The organism is Desulfothermus sp., from assembly GCF_053993635.1.
In genome coordinates, this window is sequence record NZ_JBMYBT010000129.1 from 1 (window position 1) to 18,716 (window position 18,716).

At 36.6% G+C, this 18,716-nt stretch carries 16 protein-coding genes and 1 pseudogene; 15 read left to right on the forward strand and 2 right to left on the reverse strand.

From position 1 onward, the window contains the following. From fusA to ACY2V1_RS09410, 9 genes and pseudogenes are all read left to right on the forward strand, one after another. Positions 1 to 249, forward strand: a pseudogene (gene fusA / locus ACY2V1_RS09370) (elongation factor G); the annotation flags it as partial. Then, a complete protein-coding gene (gene rsmA / locus ACY2V1_RS09375; RefSeq protein WP_461834535.1) occupies positions 236 to 1,036 on the forward strand; it encodes a 16S rRNA (adenine(1518)-N(6)/adenine(1519)-N(6))-dimethyltransferase RsmA in 801 nt (266 codons plus the stop codon). The pseudogene fusA and the gene rsmA, both read left to right, overlap by 14 nt. A gap of 186 nt (positions 1,037 to 1,222) precedes the next feature. Beyond that, positions 1,223 to 1,495 carry an HU family DNA-binding protein gene (locus ACY2V1_RS09380; RefSeq protein ID WP_461834536.1) on the forward strand — a complete coding sequence of 91 codons (273 nt, stop codon included), beginning with the start codon at positions 1,223 to 1,225 and terminating at the stop codon, positions 1,493 to 1,495. Positions 1,496 to 1,517: 22 nt separating this feature from the next. Next, on the forward strand, positions 1,518 to 1,691 hold the full coding sequence (locus ACY2V1_RS09385) for a hypothetical protein (protein ID WP_461834537.1): 174 nt from the start codon (positions 1,518 to 1,520) through the stop codon (positions 1,689 to 1,691). A gap of 188 nt (positions 1,692 to 1,879) precedes the next feature. Further along, entirely contained in the window at positions 1,880 to 2,080 is a 201-nt protein-coding gene (gene rpsU, locus ACY2V1_RS09390) for a 30S ribosomal protein S21 (protein WP_461834538.1), read from the forward strand. Positions 2,081 to 2,197: 117 nt separating this feature from the next. Further along, on the forward strand, positions 2,198 to 4,495 hold the full coding sequence (locus ACY2V1_RS09395; RefSeq protein ID WP_461834539.1) for an endonuclease MutS2: 2,298 nt from the start codon (positions 2,198 to 2,200) through the stop codon (positions 4,493 to 4,495). Positions 4,496 to 4,517: 22 nt separating this feature from the next. Beyond that, positions 4,518 to 6,191 carry a DNA primase gene (dnaG, locus tag ACY2V1_RS09400; RefSeq protein WP_461834540.1) on the forward strand — a complete coding sequence of 558 codons (1,674 nt, stop codon included), beginning with the start codon at positions 4,518 to 4,520 and terminating at the stop codon, positions 6,189 to 6,191. A 157-nt stretch (positions 6,192 to 6,348) separates the two neighbouring features. After that, on the forward strand, positions 6,349 to 8,103 hold the full coding sequence (rpoD, locus tag ACY2V1_RS09405; protein WP_461834541.1) for an RNA polymerase sigma factor RpoD: 1,755 nt from the start codon (positions 6,349 to 6,351) through the stop codon (positions 8,101 to 8,103). A gap of 164 nt (positions 8,104 to 8,267) precedes the next feature. Next, positions 8,268 to 8,975: a thermonuclease family protein gene (locus ACY2V1_RS09410; RefSeq protein WP_461834542.1), complete on the forward strand. Its 708-nt coding sequence runs from the start codon at positions 8,268 to 8,270 to the stop codon at positions 8,973 to 8,975. Positions 8,976 to 9,012: 37 nt separating this feature from the next. Here the strand turns inward: ACY2V1_RS09410 and ACY2V1_RS09415 are convergent, their stop codons facing one another. Together ACY2V1_RS09415 and ACY2V1_RS09420 are read right to left on the reverse strand one after the other, a co-directional pair. After that, complete coding sequence (locus ACY2V1_RS09415; RefSeq protein WP_461834543.1) at positions 9,013 to 9,663, reverse strand: phosphatase PAP2 family protein; 651 nt, start codon at positions 9,661 to 9,663, stop codon at positions 9,013 to 9,015. 175 nt (positions 9,664 to 9,838) lie between these two features. Beyond that, the gene (locus tag ACY2V1_RS09420) at positions 9,839 to 11,020 is read right to left on the reverse strand and encodes an acetyl-CoA C-acetyltransferase (RefSeq protein WP_461834544.1); all 1,182 of its coding nucleotides are present in this window, start codon (positions 11,018 to 11,020) and stop codon (positions 9,839 to 9,841) included. A 515-nt stretch (positions 11,021 to 11,535) separates the two neighbouring features. Between ACY2V1_RS09420 and fliR the strand changes: the two genes are divergently transcribed. The 6 genes from fliR to ACY2V1_RS09450 all read left to right on the forward strand — a co-directional run. Next, the gene (fliR, locus tag ACY2V1_RS09425) at positions 11,536 to 12,312 is read left to right on the forward strand and encodes a flagellar biosynthetic protein FliR (RefSeq protein ID WP_461834545.1); all 777 of its coding nucleotides are present in this window, start codon (positions 11,536 to 11,538) and stop codon (positions 12,310 to 12,312) included. A 128-nt stretch (positions 12,313 to 12,440) separates the two neighbouring features. Beyond that, on the forward strand, positions 12,441 to 13,511 hold the full coding sequence (gene flhB, locus ACY2V1_RS09430; RefSeq protein WP_461834546.1) for a flagellar biosynthesis protein FlhB: 1,071 nt from the start codon (positions 12,441 to 12,443) through the stop codon (positions 13,509 to 13,511). 93 nt (positions 13,512 to 13,604) lie between these two features. Further along, positions 13,605 to 15,710 carry a flagellar biosynthesis protein FlhA gene (gene flhA, locus ACY2V1_RS09435; RefSeq protein ID WP_461834547.1) on the forward strand — a complete coding sequence of 702 codons (2,106 nt, stop codon included), beginning with the start codon at positions 13,605 to 13,607 and terminating at the stop codon, positions 15,708 to 15,710. Continuing rightward, positions 15,700 to 16,740 carry a flagellar biosynthesis protein FlhF gene (locus ACY2V1_RS09440; protein ID WP_461834548.1) on the forward strand — a complete coding sequence of 347 codons (1,041 nt, stop codon included), beginning with the start codon at positions 15,700 to 15,702 and terminating at the stop codon, positions 16,738 to 16,740. The genes flhA and ACY2V1_RS09440 overlap by 11 nt, the downstream gene beginning before the upstream one ends. 415 nt (positions 16,741 to 17,155) lie before the next feature. After that, positions 17,156 to 18,013, forward strand: a complete 858-nt coding sequence (locus ACY2V1_RS09445) for a MinD/ParA family protein (RefSeq protein WP_461834549.1) — start codon at positions 17,156 to 17,158, stop codon at positions 18,011 to 18,013. Further along, the coding region (locus ACY2V1_RS09450; protein ID WP_461834550.1) for a FliA/WhiG family RNA polymerase sigma factor at positions 17,967 to 18,716 on the forward strand (750 nt) is incomplete at its 3' end. The genes ACY2V1_RS09445 and ACY2V1_RS09450, both read left to right, overlap by 47 nt.

The following is an 18,716-nucleotide window of genomic DNA, read 5'->3' on the forward strand; positions in this document are numbered from 1 at the left end:
CCTGTTTTGATGGAACCAATTATGTCCGTGGAAATATACGTACCAGAAGAATTTGTTGGAGACGTTATTTCCCTTATAGGCATGAAAGGTGGAAAGATTGAAAATATGTTTGAGAGGGGAACTGACAAGGTTGTCCACGCACTGGCTCCACTTAGAAAACTATTTGGATTTTCAACAGATCTTAGATCTGCCACCCAGGGCAGGGCCAACTTTATAATGAAATTTGAGAAATTTGATGTATTGGAATAATTTTAAAACCAGCACAAAAAATGATGGTTTTATTCATAAAAAAAGTCTGGGGCAAAATTTTTTAAAAGATCCCAATGTGTTGAGAAAAATAGTCAGTATAATATCTCCAATGGAATCTGACAAAATAATAGAAATTGGACCTGGTCAGGGGGCTTTAACTGGATATCTTGAAGATAGCGCAGGTCTTATTCTCACAATAGAAAAAGATATGGAACTTGGATTTTATATAAAAAAAATTTTCAATGTAGATGTCCTGGTAATGGATGCACTTGATGTTTGCTGGTCTAAGATTAATGGAAAATTCACTAAGATAGTGGGTAACTTACCATATAATATAGCTACTACCCTTATTTGGGAAATTGCTGCCAATGTGATAGGCGTAGAAAAAATGGTGTTTACTGTGCAAAAGGAAGTGGCTGAAAAGATAGGTGCCAAGGTGGGTGGGAAAAAATATGGAGCCCTTTCTGTCTGGATACAGACATTTTGTGATGTAAGATTGGAATTCCAAATAAATCCAGCTTGTTTTTTCCCCCGTCCAAAGGTTATGTCCCAGGTGATTGTTTTAACTCCTAAAAAGATTTTTCTAGACAAAAAAACAAAAACAGGGTTATTAAAGACTTTAAGAATATGCTTCAGTAGCCCCAGAAAACAACTTAAAAATTTACTTAAGTGTTATTGGAACGAGGAAGTTGAGGAAATTTTTAAAAGGCAAAAGTTAAGCGAAAATATGCGTCCTAATATGTTAAGTTGTGAAGATTATTTGGAACTCTCAAAGGCAATTTTTTAATTTTTATTGTTTGTTCCAGTTTATCCCTGTAAATTAAGGGATAATAGCTTGACAGAGTTTTTTAATTGATATTAACATACCCCTCCTATGAGGGGAAAAATGTGTTTAGATGCAGGCGTGAAAAAATTTTGGGGTAGGAATAAATAAAACAGTTAAGGCCCAAACATATTAAAGGAGGAAGATATAATGACAAAGGCAGATCTTATTGCAAAAGTAGCAGAGTTGGCAGAGATGAAAAAAACAGAGGCAGAAAAAGCTGTAGGAGCTTGCCTTGATGCAATCAAAGAGATTTTACAAAACGATCAAAAACTCACAATTACTGGATTTGGTACCTTTGAGGTAGTCCAGAGAAAAGAGAGAAAAGGCAGAAATCCTCAAACTGGTGAAGAAATGATTATCCCAGCAACAAAGGTAGTAAAATTTAAACCAGGAAAACTTTTAAAAGAAGCAGTGAAATAATAAAATATAAGGGGATAAACTTATGCTTCCTGGTGAAACAATCCACTCAATGTTACCTCAGGATTTGCCATGGTGGAGACCTGACCATGCAATATTTTTTGGGGTAGTTTATATTATACTCATGGTCATTGGCTCTGGAGTGGGGCTAGTAACCTTTAAATCATTGCTCGAGGTGTTAAAAGAAAAAAACAAATAATATAACTAGTTGTTTTTATAGACAGAATAATGAAAAAAGGAGGGGGAAGGTGAAATCCACCTCCTTTTTTTCTTGCTAAAAAAAAATTTTTTATTTATTTGGTGTAGTGGTGTATTTGTGTATTGGTGGAAAACCACTAACCACTATACCACTATACCACTATACCACATAAAAAGGGGGTGAGCTTGGTGCCAGGAGTTTTTTTACATGATGGTGAGAATTTTGAGATCGCCATAAAGAAGTTCAAAAAACAGTGTGAAAAGGCTGGAATCCTTTCAGAGCTAAAAAAAAGGCAGCATTATGAAAAGCCCAGTGTAAAGAGGAAAAAGAAAGAGGCAGCTGCTAGAAAAAGGCTTATGAAAAAACTCAGAAAAGCAGGGTTGATCTAGTTTTTTCGAAGAATTCAAGGAAATGGTCTTAAAAGGCTGTTTCCTTGTTTTGATTTCCTTCCAAGAAATAACAGTACTTCCTTATCATACGTACAAATCCCATAAAGTGATATGGTTATGGAAAAAAATACCCTTGAATTGTTAGAATTTCACAATATCTTAAGGTTGGTTTCAGGCTTTTGTGTCTCAGAAAGTGGCAAGAAAAAGGCCCTGTCTATAATGCCATGTTCTGATTTAGATGGGGTTAAAAACAATCTTCATGCCTTAATCAAGGCAATTGATTATAAAGATGAGATAGCAGGACTACCGTTAGATTTCCCCCCCTTGGACGGAATATTTTCTCATATAAATTCAGGTAATGTCCTGGATGAAGATGGATTTTGGGCTATATCAATTTTTTTGAAAAAAGCAGGAAAGTTAAAAGATTTTATTAATAAGCTGGATCAAGAAATAAGATCTATTTTGTTCAACAATTTAGAATCCATACCCTGGCCAGGCAAGTTATCCCAGGCATTAAATAGGTGTCTTGATCAAAATGGCCATATAAAAGACCATGCCAGTCCAGATTTGGCATCAATTAGGGGGGAGATAAGAAAGATTCAGCGTCAATGCACAAAAAAGATTTATGAATTCATATCTGAAAAAAATATTTCAGATATGCTTCAAGACGAATATCTCACCATTTCTTCAGATAGGTATGTAATTGCCCTTAAATCTAATTTTAAGGGCAGGATAAAGGGAATAGTTCATGACTATTCTCAAAGTGGTGAGACCTGCTATTTTGAGCCCATGTTTTTGATAGATTTAAATAATAGATTGCAGGAATTAAGAAAGACAGAAAGAGATGAGATAAATAAGGTCTTAAAATATTTGACTTCACTCTTTACAGAGGAAAAGGACAAGCTTTTAAGTCTATATAATTTAATGGTGGATGTAGATATACTCAGGGCAAAGGTGTTATTTGCAGAAAAGATCAGGGGAAATCCAGTTCACGTAGGTGAGAATAGGGTGTTTTTAAAAGGCGTAAGGCATCCAATTTTATTTGCTGAACATGGAGCGAAAATAGAGCCTGTGGATATAATTCTGGAACAAAACCAAAGGGCCCTTATTTTGACTGGGGGAAATTCTGGCGGCAAGACTGTTTCCTTGAAGACTTTAGGTCTGTGTGCACTCATGGCATATAGTGGCCTTCCTGTGCCATGTTCTGAAGGCAGCACCATACCTTTTTGGAAAGATATTTTTGTATTTTTAGGGGATGAGCAATCATTACATGAAAATTTAAGTACCTTTACTGCCCAGATCAAGAAAATCAGGGATATTTGGCCAAGGGTGGGAAAATCAACGTTAGTTCTATTAGATGAATTTGGTGCAGGTACAGACCCATCCCAGGGTGCTGCGTTGGCTCAGGCTGTTTTGGATTGTCTCCTTGATAAAGGGGCTTGGATATTTTCAGTTACCCATTTCCCTTCCCTAAAGGTATATGCCTTAAATCATGAAAATGTCAGGGCTGCGACAGTATTATTTGATCCAAAAACCAAAAGGCCCTTATACAAAATAGCCTATGATCAGGTTGGGACGTCTCAGGCGCTAGATGTGGCAAAGGAATTTGGAATGCCTGAAGAGATTTTGATTAGGGCCAGAGAATATCTTTTGATAGATGATGAAAAGACCAACGCAGTTATAGAAAAACTAAATAATATTGCAGTAAAAAGAGAGCAGGAATTAAAAAACTTAAGACAAAATGTCCAGGCCCTTGAAAACGAAAAAAAGAAATTAAGAGAAAAATATGAAAAGAAGATAAATGAACTCATAAATGATATAAGTAAGACAATAAAGGAGATAATGACTTCTTACAGGCAGCAGAAAATACATAGAAAAATGGCCCAGAAAAAATTAAAGGAATACAGAGAGAGACTGCAAAAAGAAATATCAGAAAATTCTGCTGCTGAAAAAGTTGATTTAAAAGATATAAAAATAGGATCTGAACTAAAATATCTCCCCTGGTCAAAAAAGGGTATAGTTGAACAGATAAACGAGAAAGAGTCCAAAATTAAATTGAATATCTCTGGGGTGAGTATCTGGGTAAATTCTCATGAAGTTGCTTTAATTAAATCGCACGATAAAAAAAGATCTGATTCAAAGGTAAATGTGACATTGAATTATGACGAGCCATCGTTTTCAATATTAGATATCAGGGGAAAAAGGGTTGATGAAGCAGAGTCTATGATTGTTCAGTTTTTAGATAGGGCTATATATAGAGGGCTTAAAAATGTAGAGATCATACATGGTAGGGGTGAAGGTGTATTGAGGTCTAAAGTCAGGGAAATTTTAAGTGAATTTCCCAATGTTGAGTCCTTTTGTTTTGCCCCAGAAGATCGAGGAGGAGATGGGGTCACACTAGTTACTCTAAGGTAACCTAAAACCCATAACTTTCATTATGAATAGAGAAGTTATTCAGGAGATCAAAGATAGGCTGGATGTTATATCCATTGTGGAGAGATATGTCCCTTTGCAGAGGGTAGGAAGCAGATTTAGAGGAACATGTCCTTTTCATCAGGAGACAAAGCCCTCTTTTTACGTGGATCCAAATCTTGGGTTATACCACTGTTTTGGGTGTAATGCATCTGGAGATATAATTGATTTTTACTGCAAGATAAATGGACTGGAGTTTTATGATGGTTTAGTTGAGTTAGCCAAAGAGGCTGGAATAAGTCTTGATTTAAAGAAGAGTAAGTCCTTTGTGCCTTCAAAAAGAAAGGTCCTGTATGAGATAAACAGTATTTGTTTAGATTATTTTAGAAGCACTCTAAAAAAAAGTCCCAATGCAATAGCTTATCTCAAAGATAGAAATATTCCCCAGGATTTAATTGATGAGTTTAAAATAGGATATGCCCCTAACTTATGGGAGTCTTTAAAAAATTATCTAATAAAAAAAGGATATCCTTTAAGTTCTTGTGTGGAGGCTGGGGTAGTTGTAAAAAACGAGAAGAATCGGATCTATGATAGGTTTAGGGGTAGAATTATTTTCCCAATACTTGATATCTCAGGTAGATGTATTGGCTTTGGTGGTCGTATTATAGGGGATGGAGAGCCAAAGTATCTTAATACTAGTGAAAACGAGGTCTTTAAAAAAGGGGAAAATTTATATGGTCTTTATCAGGCAAGAAAGGAGATTAGCCTAAAAAAAAGTGTTATTTTGACCGAAGGATATATTGATGTAATAAGGCTACATCAACATGGATACAAAAATTCGTGTGGTGTACTTGGAACTGCTCTAACTAACTCTCATGTAAAAAGGCTCTCAAGGCTCTGTCCCAAAGTGATTTTGATTTTTGATGGAGATAAGGCAGGTCAAAAGGCAGCATTAAAAAGTGCCCAGCTATTTCTTGCACATGGTACCAGAGTGGAGGTTGTGGAACTTCCAGAGGATGAGGATGTGGATACTTATCTCCAGAAATATGGCAATACAGGTCTTGACAAATTATTAGAAAGGGCAAAGCAAGGTCTTGCCTTTTGCGCAAAGATGATTAAATTAACACATTCACCAAGGGAAGTTATTGATTGGTGTAGGGAGTTTGTAAACTCTCTTGAAGACCCAGCACTGAAAGGTTTTTATCTCCCCACTCTTTCCAGGGAATTTGGAATTTCTGAAGTTGAATTGACCAGAAGCACAAAAAAAGGTGAATCAAGGCAGCGAATATTACCTCAGGATAAAATCCTATCTATTGGAGATAGGGAAGTTTTGCGGTTTGCCATTTGTTTTCCCGAATATTTAGAAGAACTGAGTGCATTGGATGCTGGTGATTATTTAAAAAGTAAGTTTTCAAAGGCCCTATGGGAAAAACTCAACAACTATTCTCCTGAAGAAATTTTGTATAATTTAGATGATAAAGAGCGTTCTTTTTACATTGAGTCCCTTTTTTTTAAAGAAAGGGAAGATGATTTTGAGAAATTTTGGTCAGATTTAAAGGGATTTTTGAAAAAAAGGCAAAAGGAAAAAAAACTCAGTGAGCTAAAAGCTGAGCTTATGCGTGCTCAAATGGAGCACAATAATGAAGAAATAAATTATTATCTATCTCAAATAAATGAGCTTTTAAAGTATAGAGGATGATGGATAGATGGGTAAATGGGTATATGCGTTAATGGGTTTACGGGTGTATGGGTTAATGCGTTAATGGGTATATGAAACTTTAATCACTCATTCACCCATTCACACATTTACACATCTACCCATAAACCCATTTAATTTTTAATCAAAAGGGGGGAGAATGAAGAGCATTAAAGAAATTCAGCATATCAAGGCCTTGATTTCCAAAGGTAAAGAAAAAGGCTTTTTGACCTTTCAAGAATTAAATGATGCCCTTCCTTCTGATATAAATGAGCCAGAACAACTTGAAGAGATTATTAATCTTTTTGAACAACTTGAGATTTCTATTGTAGATGAACAGACCAATAAAAAGATAGATGTTGTGAAAGATATTGAATTGGATTTTGAGGAATTTCCTGTAGAAGAAGAAAAAGATTTAAGTGAGCCCTCTAGAAGTACTGATCCTGTTCGAATGTACTTACATGAGATGGGACTTGTGCCTCTTTTAGATAGAGAGGGAGAGGTCAGGATTGCCAAAAAAATAGAACAGGGAGAATTAGAGGTCCTTTACTCCTTTGCTGAGGTCCCAGTTGCAGTTGAGTATTTGATAAAAGTAGGTGAAGAACTAAAAAAAGGACAAATAAAGTTAAAAGATGTTGTTAAGACAATAGAGGAAGATGATCCAACTGAAGAAGAAATGAATCAGAGAGAGAGGGTCATTGCCCTGCTAGATGAAATAAAGCAGATATATAAAAAGAAAAAGCACCTGTATAAAAAATTAGATGACCTTTGCGTGGGAAATAAAAGGACCCGTGCCCTGGCTGAGAGATTTTTAAACTTAAAGATGGAAATAGTGAAAAGGCTTCAGGCCATAAAGCTTGAGAAAAAACTCGTTGATCAGGTAATAGAACATATTGAAGATTATGTGAGACAAATGAATAATTGCAGGAGGGATTATTCTGCGTACATTATTTCTGTGGGTAAGACCCAGGCTGAAATAGAGGAATTGTTTGAAAAGTTAGATAAGCGAGAGATAAAGCCTATAGTTGCTGCTGAACAGCTCAATATGACTGTTGAAGAGCTCTTTTCATTTAAAGAGATGCTCACTGCTAAGATTGAGATCTTAAAGAGACTTGAGGAGAATTGCTGCCACGATATTAATGAACTAGAGGATATCCTATGGCGAATGAAGTATGGAAATGAATATGCTATAAAGGCGAAACAGGAGTTGATAAGGGCCAATTTGCGCCTGGTTGTAAGCATTGCCAAAAAATATACCAATAGAGGGCTTCAATTCTTAGACTTAATTCAGGAAGGAAATATAGGCCTTATGAAGGCTGTAGATAAATTTGAATACCAGCGTGGATATAAATTTTCCACCTATGCTACGTGGTGGATAAGACAGGCAATAACAAGGGCCATTGCAGATCAGGCAAGGACCATTAGAATCCCTGTGCACATGATAGAGACAATAAATAAACTTATTCGAACCTCAAGATACCTTGTTCAGGAACTAGGCAGGGAACCACTTCCTGAAGAGATCGCCGAGAGAATGGACTATCCCCTGGAAAAGGTTAAAAAGGTGCTCAGAATAGCCAAAGAGCCTATTTCCCTGGAAACTCCAATTGGAGATGAGGAGGATTCCAGCCTGGGAGATTTTATTGAAGACAAAAAGGCAGTTGCTCCAGCAGAAAAGGTGGTTCATTCAAAATTAGAAGAGCAGATAAATAAGATTTTATCTGAACTAACTCCAAGGGAGGAACAGGTGATTAGGAAGAGATTTGGCATTGGGGAGAAGTCTGATCATACCTTAGAAGAGGTTGGAAAACTCTTTAATGTGACAAGGGAGAGAATAAGACAGATAGAGGCAAAGGCCCTGAGAAAATTAAAACATCCGTCTAGAAGCCAAATCCTAAAGGCTTATTATGATTTGTAGTTTTTAGGTCATGGTTCGTGATTAGTGATTGGTGATTCGTAATTCGTAATTCGTGATTCGTGATTTGTGAACAGTGAACAGAAAGAGGGAAGAATAGTGAACCAATACACCACTACACCAATAACCGTGATTCGTAATTCGTAAAAAAACAAGGGGGAAAGGAGATGTTTAGGGTTCAACGTTCAACGTTCAAGGTTCCATCCTGGTATATCTCCTTATCCCTTTTTCTTATTTTTTTATTTGTTTTCGGCTACTTAATAGAGGATTGCTTAGCTTATAGAAAGCCCTCTCAATGGAAGGTTAAAGTAGAGTGGGTGGTTGATGGTGATACATTTATTATCCAGGGCCACCAGTTTGTGCGTTTAAAGGGTATAGATACTCCAGAGATTGGACATAAAAAAGGGGAAAGGAGCCAGTATTTTGCAAAACAGGCCTTAAAGAGGCTCATACACTTAATCAAAAAAAGATACGTTATTATAAAAAGATATGGTTTAACAAAAGATCGGTATGGGAGATATCTTGCCTATGTGTATCTTCCAGACGGGAGATTTGTAAATCTCTTAATGATAAAAGAGGGGTATGCATTTTATTTTCCCCACCATGATTTAGAAAGAAAAATGGCCAGACAATTTTTAAATGCTCAAAGGATGGCCATGGACCAGAGACGGGGATTTTGGGCAAGGATTTTAACAATGGATGCAGCGAATAAAAGATATATTGGGAATAGAAAAGAGCTAAGGTTCCATACCCTTTTGTGTCCATTGGGTCGAAAAATGTACTTAAAACACAGGGTATATTTTTCCTCTTTGTATGAGGCCTTTTATAGAGGATATGCCCCTTGCAGACTGTGCACTCCCTGGCCAAAGGAATAGGTGCAATTTAAGTAGGGGGGCAACTTATAAATTGCCCCTATTCCAGCAAAAATCTAGAAATAATCACTGCCGTCAAATATACAATCAATCCTGAATATAAAATGTCAGTTATATAGTGACCACCTTGTATCATCCGTGCAAGTCCTATTAAAGAGCCAGTACATAGGCCTAAAGTTAAAAATGAATAGGCCAAGAGCTTATTTTTTTTCCTGAGGATAAAATATGGGGTAAATAAATAAAATCCCATAGAGGCGTGGCCAGAAGGAAAGGATTTACCTGTGCCAGCTTTGCCTTTTTTCCAGAATGGGTGATAGTCAAGTTTTCCATTAAATTGTTTTGTCTGTCTAGGTCTTGGTCTGCCCCAATGATCCTTAAGTAGTGTATTTACTATAAGTCCTGGGCCAATTATCATAACTAAAACCAAAAATAGGCTACTACGTTTATATTTTTTTAATCTTTCTGAGAAAAATCCCCCTAAAAAGGCCAAAAATCCACCTACTGCCATAAATATAGCTGGAAGAGGTCCAAAGTGGTATAAAAAATCCCATGGATGAGAATTCTTTAAAAACCACCCTGTAGTTGGGTCATAAAAATATTTAAGGAGTTTGACCTCAATATTTTCACTAGATAATATCAAAGATAAAAAGATAAAAAAGATTATTGGGAGAAAATTTATGATACGTTTCACAATTAAAAAGTATTGTATGGGTCTTTGCGTTAGGGATCTGTGTGAGATTTGTTTGCATGTTGTCAGGGTAACTAAATAAATAGCCTGTACATAACTTTCACTCACACAGATTAAAGTTCGACGTTCAATGTTTAAGGAACCTAGAACATAGAACGTCGAACTTAGAACATACTTGCTATGGCCTTTCAATAATCATGGCAAATCCCTGTCCACCGCCAATACATAGTGTGGCAAGGCCAAGTTTTTTGTCTTGTCTCTTCATCTCATAGAGTAGTGTTATGAGTATCCTGCCCCCTGAAGCACCAATTGGGTGACCAAGGGCAATGGCACCACCATTGGGATTAATTTTGGATTTGTCAAGTCCAAGTTCCCTTATACATGCAATGGACTGGGATGCAAATGCCTCATTTAGTTCAATTAAATCTATGTCTTCTAGTTTAACTCCAGACTTTTTGAGGACATTTTTAGTGGCAGGAATAGGACCAAGCCCCATATAAGCAGGATCTACTCCACCTGCAGCATAGGCCTTGATGTAAGCCAAAATTTCAAGCCCAAGCTCTTTGGCCTTTTTTTCAGACATTACAATTAAAATGGCTGCTCCATCATTTATTCCAGAAGCGTTTCCAGCTGTAACAGTACCGTCTTTTTTAAATGCTGGTTTTAGTTTTGCTAATGCTTCCATAGATGTATTTGGTCTAGGGTGTTCGTCTGTATCAAAAATTATTGGATCTCCTTTTTTTTGAGGGATTTCAACAGGCACAATCTCTTCCTTAAACTTACCAGATTCTAATGCAGCCTTTGCCTTCATCTGTGATTCATATCCAAATTTATCCTGCTCTTCCCTGGAGATATTGTATTTTTCTGCAATATTTTCTGCAGTAATTCCCATGTGATAACCATTAAAGATCTCGTAGAGGCCATCAAAAATCATGAGATCAACGAGTTTTCCATCTCCCATCCTTTGACCCCATCTGGCATTTGTCAGTGCATAGGGAGCCATGGACATATTCTCAATTCCGCCACATATAATTATTTCAGCATCTTCTAACATTACAGCCTGAGCAGCAAGGGCTACAGACTTTAGCCCTGAGGCACATACCTTGTTCACTGTAAAAGCTACTTTTTCCTGGGGAATACCTGAATGGATGAGAACCTGCCTAGCGGGATTTTGTCCCTGGGCTGCCTGCAATACATTACCTAAAATAACTTCGTCAACTTGTGTAGGATCTAAGTTTATTCTCTTCATGGCTTCTTTTGTGGCAATTGTACCTAGCTTGACTGCTGGTACATCTTTTAATGACCTTCCAAAGGATCCAACAGGGGTCCTAACAGCACTGACTATTACTGGCCTTTGCATAAGCCTACCTCCTAATTTGATGTTTTAAGGTCAATGTTTAATCACATAATTTTTATTCCAGAATATTTGTGTTCTGTGTAAATCATTTTGCGCAGTTTTACAACCAAATTTCTATATAAGTTCAACGTTTAAGGAACCTAGAACTTAGAAACCCTTATATTGTACGGTACAACAGTTACGGTATAAAATTTGCAAAATTAATATAAACATATGAGGATCGTAACTCGTGGATGGGTAGATGGGTAGATGGGTGGACAATACACCACTACACCAATAACCGTAATTCGTGATTCGTGATTCGTGATTTGTGGATGGGTAGATGGGTAGATGGGTGGACAATACACCATTACACCAATAACCAATACACCAATACACTACTATACCAAATTCCGAATATTCTAATCATAAATCACCGATCACGAACCATGAATTACAAATCAATTGGGCGGATATAGAATCCGCCCCTACGTCCTAATCACGAATCACGAATTACGAATCACTATTCACGTGGTAATATGGATATTTTTAATTTTAATTACGCGCATTTCCTCAGCTTTTTGTTGACCCTTATGAGGGTTAGTGTGGTTGTATTTTTGCTCCCTTTTTTTGGGGGAAGGGCCTTGCCAAATTTGGTAAAAGCTGCACTTTGTATTGTTTTAACACTTGGACTCTGGCCTAATTTAAGTTTTGACTCATCTTATTTCCCTTTCCATTCATTTGGGATCTGTTTGATGATTTTTGGAGAACTGATCTTAGGACTTATCTTATCGCTTATTATTAGATGTATTTTTGCTGCAGCAGAAACTGCAGGTCAGATAATTGGATTTCAGATGGGTTTTGCCATGATGAATGTGGTTGATCCATTGTCTGGAGTATCAGTTGAACTTACCTCTCAATTTACCTATATGATAACTCTTTTACTTTTTCTGTCATTAAATGGACACCTATATCTATTGGCTGGATTTGCAAAAAGCTTTGAACTTGTTCCACCAGGCTCTATTCTTGTAAATCCTACAGTGTTTGATTGTATAGTATATTTTTCATCCCAGATATTTGTTGTTGCAATAAAAATAGCTGCACCAGTTATGGTGGCAGAACTTTTGGTTAGTTGCTGTCTTGGAATAGTTGCCAGATTAGCGCCTCAGATAAATGTGTTATTTGTGGGTTTTCCAGTTAAAATAGCTGTTGGATTCTTTTTTTTAGGCATTATGTTTAATCTGCTGGGATATTTCTTAAGGGATATAATTTTAAATTTAGATCAAATTCTACGTTCTGTAATGGTTATTTCGTGATTCGTAAATCGTGATTCGTGAATAGGACGTAGGGGCGGATTCTATATCTGCCCAATTGATTTGTAATTGGTGATTCGTGAATCATAGATTATTTAACCACTAATCACGAGCAAAAAAAAGGTTAAAAAATGCCACAAAGAGATCCGAGCAGGACGGAGAAAGCCACTCCCAAACGAAGGGAAAAGGCAAGAGAAGAAGGTAATGTCCCACGGAGTGAAGAAATTTCAAAAGTAGTGGTACTTGTAGTAGGTGTGGTTTCTCTTAGATTTTTGATTAAATTTATTGGAAAAAATCTTTTTGATATATTTAGATTTATTTTACATAGTTTCAATATGGAGATCTCCAAGAATTCCACTTATTATCTGCTTGTGTATTGCATGCAAAAGATATTAATTATATTACTTCCAGTACTTTTATTAATTGCAATTGCCAGTATTGTAGCAATTAGACTCCAGACAGGATATGTTTTTACATCTAAAGTATTTACGCCAAAATGGGAGAATTTTAATCCAATAAACAACATAAAAAATAGATTTTTTTCCTTTAAAACTGTGGTAGAAATATTAAAAAGTAGTTTCCAGGTTGTTTTAGTTGGCATTGTTGCTTATTTTGCTGTAAAAAATCAAATCAAATATCTTCCTTCTCTTTTTTTTGAAAATGTAAATGCTATTATTTCTAATATGCTATTTTTGATATATAAAGTGATCTGGATTTTGCTAATTCCCTTAATAATTATAGCTATAATCCACCTCTTTTATACACGTTGGGATTATGAAGAGAGTATTAAAATGACCAAACAAGAGGTCAAAGATGAACACAAACAGCTTTATGGAAGTCCTGAGATAAAGAGAGAACAGAGAAAGAGGATGCAGCAGGTTATGATGTCCAGGATGATGAGTGAGGTGCCTAAAGCAGATGTTGTCATTACAAACCCAACCCATATTGCAGTTGCATTAAAATATGACATAAGTGAGGCACCTGCTCCAATTGTTGTTGCAAAAGGAGCAGGTTTAATTGCTGAGAGGATAAAAAATATAGCCAAAGAGCACAATATTCCAATTAAAGAAGATAAGCCATTGGCACGGGCATTGTATAAAAGTGTGGAAGTTGGGGAGATGATCCCAGAAGAACTCTATCAGGCTGTGGCCTCTATTTTAGCTAGCCTGGAAAAATTCAGAAAAAAATATGCAAGAAAATAATATAGATTAGAATGTTGAATCAAAAAATTGACAGAGTTTTTCCTCAAAGAATATAACTAATTTAAAATCACAGGAAAAAGTTAGGTCAAAATTATGGCAAAGGAAGCAATTAAGATACGTTTTGATTTAAGAGAGATACTCAGGCAAGGAGATATTCTACTTGCTATTGGGGTGGCACTTATACTTTTTGTTATGTTGATCCCGCTACCTCCATTGGTTTTGGATCTCATGCTCACCTTAAGTATATCTTTTAGTTTGGTTGTATTAGTGACTGCCATGTTTGTTGAATCTCCCTTAGATTTTACAGTATTTCCCTCAGTTGTAATGATAGCCACAATGCTCAGACTTGCTTTAAATGTGGCAACTACAAGGAGGATCCTCTTATATGGAGATCAGGGGTCTGCTGCAGCAGGTAAGGTTATTCAGGCCTTTGGATTTTTTGTGGTTGGTGGCAATTATGTCATTGGATTTATAGTGTTTTTGATCTTATTTGCCTTAAACAAGATGGTCATTGCCAAAGGAATGAAAAGAATAGGTGAGGTAGCTGCCCGCTTTACCTTAGATGCCATGCCTGGAAAACAGATGTCCATAGATGCTGACCTAAATGCAGGCCTGATTACCGAAGAGGAGGCCAGAAAGAGAAGGGAAGATATTAGGAGAGAGGCAGATTTTTATGGTGCAATGGATGGTGCTGGAAACTTTGTTGAAGGTGATGTAAATGCAGGTATTTTAATCACATTAATTAATATAATTGGTGGATTTTTCATTGGTGTTTTTCAAAGACATATGGATTGGCTAACAGCAGCAAAGACTTATACGATCCTCACCATAGGTGATGGCCTTGTATCTATTATTCCCTCTCTTATCATGTCCACGGCAGCGGGTTTTATAGTAACCAGATCTGCTGATCAGGGAAGTTTGGGCTCAGTACTTCTTGAACAGATAACATTAAGCTATAGGGCACTATTTTTGGTATCTTCTATCCTGGTTGTTTTTGGTATGGTTCCAGGTATGCCAACAATTCCATTTTTTGTCCTGTCATCCCTTATCTGCGGGCTTGGTTTTTTATCTAAAAGATATGCTGCCAGGATAGTTGAAGAGACTGCGGTTGAAGAAGCCAAAGAAAAAGAAAAAATAGAGACCCCAGAAGATGTTAAGTCTTTGTTACCTCTGGATACATTGTCCCTGGAAGTAGGGTATGGATTGATTCCACTTGTGGATGAACAACAAGATGGAAATCTTTTGGTTAGAATAAGGTCAATAAGGAGACAGATAGCCTTAGATATGGGAGTTGTTATCCCATCAATGCATGTCAGGGATAATTTAAACCTAAAGCCAAATCAATATGTAGTTAAGATTAAAGGAAATCCAGTAGCCACTGCAGAAGTATTACCTGATCATTATCTGGCAATGGATCCTGGGGGTGCAAAGAAGAAGATAAAAGGAATTGAGACAAAAGAGCCTGCCTTTAATTTGCCCGCAATGTGGATTACTGAAGAGCAGAAAGAGGAAGCAATATTGGCAGGATATACAGTAGTAGATCCTGCAACAGTGATAGCCACTCATCTGAGTGAAATATTTAAAAAGCACTTACATGAATTCATTGGCAGACAAGAGACCCAGGAACTTCTGGATACAGTGGCAAAACGTGCTCCAAAGGCCGTGGAGGAGTTGGTACCCAATATATTACCCTTAGGGACAGTGCAAAAGGTACTTCAAAATCTCGTATCAGAAGGTGTATCAATAAGGGATATGCTAACAATTGTAGAAACCTTAGCTGATTATGGGACATCCATAAAAGATCCAGATCAGCTAACTGAATTTGTAAGACAGAAACTAGCAAGGACGGTGGTAACTCCATATTTAAGTAGTTCAGGTTCTTTAAAAGTGATATCTTTAGATCCTTCTGTTGAGAATTTAATAAAAGAGCATATTAGACAGACAGATGCAGGGACTTACTATCTTTCCATGCCTCCGCAACTGGCTCAAAAAATTATAAATGCAATATCTAATACCTTTGAGAAGGTAGAAGTTGCAGATGGTCAGCCAGTACTGTTGACCAGTATTCAAGTAAGACCTCATTTAGCTAAACTTGTAACACGGTTTATCCCTTATTTACCAGTTTTATCCCATGCTGAAATCCCATCTGACATAAAAATAGAATCAGTAGCAGTAGTGAGGTTGAACAATGCAGGTTAAAACTTATAGAGGATACTCAAATTATGAGATTTTACAGAAAATTAAAGTTGAGATGGGGGATGACGCAATTATTTTAAATACCAGGACCGAGGAGGTAAATGGAAGGAAGATATACACTGTAATGGCGGCCAAGGAAGTGGATAGATCCAGGGAAAAGGAGGAAGAGAAGCCCAAGGAAAAGTTTAAGACCGAGGAGGTTTGGTATAGAGAGTGGAAGGAATTTAAAGAGCATATATTTTCTCTGTTAAAGAATTCTCTGGATATTCCTTCATTATCTTCAAGACAAAAGGCTGCTATAAGACAACTGGAATTGGAAGGAGTTGGTCAGGATTTTATTGTGAGCCTGATATCTTTACTTAAGAGAAACGGTAAATCCTTTATGGAAATTTTAAACAATATGGTAAAGGCTAAACCAATAGACAAATTGATAAGAGCTAAGAAATGTCATGTATTTGTGGGACCCCATGGAGTTGGAAAGACCTCTACTATTTTAAAATTGGCTTTGAGATACAAACGAAACAATCCAGAATCTTCGATATGTCTTGTAAATGTTGACAATTATCATGGAAAGGGAAAGCTCTTTTTAAAACACTATGCTGGGTTATCAAATTTTTCTTATAGAGATTTAAATGGGCTAAGAGACGCTGCTGCCCTAAAAGCAGATTTTGAGAAATTTGACAGGGTATTTATTGACACGCCAGGGCTGAGACAGGGAATGGATTTAGATTTGTGGTGGGAAGATTCTCCTTTAAGTCTAATTGAAGATGTGTGCGCTCACCTGGTTTTAAGTCCTCTTTATTCATCGCACCAAATAGACCATTATTTGGCTAAATTTCTCTCAGACAGGCTTACTTCTCTTATGTGGACAAAACTAGATGAAGCATGTATATTTGGCACTATGATATATACTGCTTTTAAGACACAGCTGCCTATTTCATTGATTACAAACGGGCCACAACTAAAAAATTCAGTTTATCCAGTAGACAAAGCTACCTTATGGAATTTAATCTTTAAACACAAAATTTCGTAGCTTGGTTTTGTTTACTTGTGAAGATTTAAAGGGTAGATGGGTTGATGGGTGGATGTGACTCGTGATTCGTGAACAGTGATTCGTGATTCGGAAATCGTGATTGGTGAACAGGAAGAGGGGCGTAGGGGCGGATTCCATATCTGCCCAATATTCGCCCATGGATTCCATATCCGACACGTAGGGGCAAATTCCATATTTGCCCGATTGTAGGGGCAATTCATGAATTGCCCAATTGATTAGTGATTAGTGAACAGGAAAAGGAGTGAACCAATAACCAATAACCGTGATTCGTGATTTGTGATTCGTGAACAGGAAGAGAGAAAAGGAGTAAGCCAATATACCAATACACTAATACACTAATATACCAATACACCAATATACCAATAACCAATATACCAAAGTTGGAGGGTTGTTTGTGATATATTTTGAGCCAAAGGGTGAAGAGACATCTTCTGCTACTACAAAAATCCCTTTTGTAGTCTCAATAACCTCTGGTAAAGGAGGAGTGGGAAAGACTAACATATCAACAAACTTGGCATGTCTTCTAGGTGAAAAGGGCTACAATACTCTACTCTTAGATGCTGATTTGGGTCTTGGGAATGTAGATGTGATACTTGGTATTACGCCCAGGTTCAATGTCCTTCACTTGCTTTCAAATGAAATATCCCTGGACAATGTTTTATTTAGGACTAATTACAATTTTTCTATTCTTCCAGCTCCTTCAGGTGTTGTGGAGCTTGTGTCACTTACCCCTGGCCAGAAATTGGAATTTTTGGATGCCCTGGATCCTTTAGACAGTGAGCTGGATTTTTTTATAGTTGATACTAGTGCAGGAATAAATGACAATGTACTTTATTTTAATATGGCAACTCAGCATCGTATAATTGTGTTGACTCCTGAACCAACTTCTTTAACAGACAGTTATGCCCTTATAAAGGTATTAAATCAACAACACGGCGTTAATGATTTTTTTGTAATCATCAATATGTGTGGCCATGAAAAACAGGCAAAAGAGGTATTTAAAAGGCTATATATAGCTTGTGATCGCTTTTTAAAAGGAGTATCTCTAAAGTTTCTTGGATTTATTCCAAAAGATAGCAATGTAGTTGAAGCTGTTAAGTTGCAGATACCTTTTTGCAAGAAATTTCCAAATAGCGAGGCATCTTTGGCACTGAATAAGATTTTGGATAAGTTATTAACTTTAAAAGATATAAAAAAACAAATAGATGGGAATATCAAATTCTTTTGGAAAAAACTCCTACTGCAAAGCTAGCAATGGCATATCAAATTATCTAAATGGGCTGTCCTCGTGGAATGAATTAGATTCAACGCTTCAAAAACATGTAGTTGAATCCTTGATTCAAAAGGTAAAAATTATTGCCTGTAGAATCAAAAATAAATTACCTTCTAACATTGAACTTGATGACCTGATTTCCGCTGGATGTGTTGGCCTTATGGAAGGCTTAAGAAATTTTGATGGGACTCATAATATAAAATTGGAGACATTTGTTGAAAACAGAATAAAAGGTGCAATCCTCGATGAATTAAGACGCCAGGATTTTCTCAGCAGAGGACTTCGACAAAATGTTAAATTAGTAGAAAATGTAAAGCAAAAACTCGAGCAATCCCTTGGACGAGAACCAACTATTGAGGAGATTGCAGCAAAAACAGGTCTATCAGAGGAGGAAATACAAAATTGTTTGGACATAATAAACAATAATTTGTTGATAAATTTTGATGTAGTAAGTCATACATTAAATAATGGCGAAGACAATCCAGAAACCTTGCTGGAAAAAAAAGAAATAGTCTCAGAAATTTCTCATCATATTGGCAAGTTGACAGAAAAAGAACAGTTAGTATTATCCCTTTATTATGTAGAAGAACTAACAATGAAGGAAGTGGCTGAGGTTTTAAATATAACAGAAGGAAGGGTTTCACAACTCCATTCCCAGGCAATTAAGAAATTAAGGAAAATA